The organism is Aeromonas sp. ZOR0002, assembly GCF_963866995.1.
GTDB classification, from domain to species: Bacteria; Pseudomonadota; Gammaproteobacteria; order Enterobacterales; family Aeromonadaceae; genus Aeromonas; species Aeromonas caviae.
Genome location: NZ_CAWMFQ010000225.1, coordinates 4,708 through 5,662, shown reverse-complemented (window position 1 = coordinate 5,662; position 955 = coordinate 4,708). Strand labels below are relative to the sequence as shown.

Genomic DNA, 955 nt, shown 5'->3' with positions numbered 1-955 from the left:
CCTGCCAGTAGCGGCTGTTCCAGTAGACGTTGTCGAGGCGAGAGCGGATCACGCCCTTGCTGGTGGAGGCGTGGATGAACTCACCTGCCCCGGTGTAGACCCCGACGTGGTACTGCTGCCAGCCGGTCTTGAAGAAGACCAGGTCCCCGTGCTGGAGACGGTATCTGTCCACCGGGCGTCCGAGGCTCGCCTGGGATTCCGTGGTGCGGGGCAGGGTGAAGCCCAGCACCTGGCTGTAGGCGAGCTGGGTGAAGGCGGAGCAGTCGAGACCGGCGCGGCTGGTACCGCCCATGCGATAGGGCACGCCGCGCCACTGCTGATAGAAGTTGTCGAATGCGCCGCTCTGGCGCACGGGACGGGGAGGCTCCGGCGTGCTGGAGCAGGCGGCGAGAAGCAGGGCCAGCAGGGGCAGCAGCAAGGTGCGAAACATCTCAACTCCTTGATAGGGCACGGGGTTCATCATAGACGATGATCCTGCCTGGAACCTGAATGACAACGGCATTGACGAGTGGCCGCCTGTGGGGGCAGCCACCGGATCACCCCGCCGGTTTGGGGGTAATGAGCGGCGTCAGCAGCTCGGCAATCTTGTAGAAGGTCTGCACCCGCGTGGTGCTGGGGCGCCACACCAGGCCTATCTCCCGATAGGGTTTCTCCCCGGGCAGGGGGATGGCCACCAGGTCCGTGTTGTCGAGGATGCCCGCATCTATGGCCATCTGGGGCAGGAAGGTGGTGCCAAGACCGGCCCCCACCATCTGCACCAGGGTGTGCAGACTGGTGGCGGCGAAGGGGTTGATCTTGCTCTTGTCCCGCAGCCGGCAGGCGCTTACCGCGTGCTCCGTCAGGCAGTGCTCCCGCTCCAGCAGGAAGATGCTCTGGTTGGGCAGCTCCTTGTAGTCGAACGGCATGTGCAGGCCCGCAGCCATGTGGGAGGGCATCACCATGTGGAAGGGATCCT

2 protein-coding genes are annotated in these 955 nt (G+C 65.0%); both read right to left on the bottom strand.

Going from position 1 to position 955, the window contains the following annotated elements; translation table 11 throughout:
* Window positions 1-430: C40 family peptidase (locus AACR77_RS12965; protein ID WP_042882011.1), on the bottom strand; the 430-nt coding region annotated here is incomplete at its 3' end.
* 106 nt (window positions 431-536) lie between these two features.
* On the bottom strand, window positions 537-955 hold a 419-nt coding region (locus tag AACR77_RS12960; RefSeq protein WP_042882010.1), incomplete at its 5' end, for a LysR substrate-binding domain-containing protein.